Genomic DNA, 245 nt, shown 5'->3' on the forward strand with positions numbered 1-245 from the left:
GTGACGACGTGATTCCGTGTGTCGTCTCGGTTCCTCCCTGCAGGTAGACGGCAGGTCCGTCCGATGTGTCTTCCCCGGACAGCAGCCGGTAATCCCGCGTGACGACGCGAGGAGCGTCGTCCGCCGGGGCGAGGTCGCCGAGCAGCGACCGCAGCGGGGCAGGCCGGAAGCCGGTCGCGAGGACCAAGGCGTCGCACACGAGCGTGTCGGCGATGCCGTCGATGGCGTCGCGCACCGTCACCTCG

Annotated in this window: 1 pseudogene; it reads right to left on the reverse strand. The window is 70.2% G+C overall.

Annotated features, from left to right (window positions below):
- Nucleotides 1-235 (reverse strand): annotated as a pseudogene (locus AC0IVP_RS22055) (hypothetical protein); the annotation flags it as partial.
- Nucleotides 236-245: the final 10 nt, after the last annotated feature.

The sequence above is a fragment of the Klenkia sp. AC732 genome (assembly GCF_979256525.1).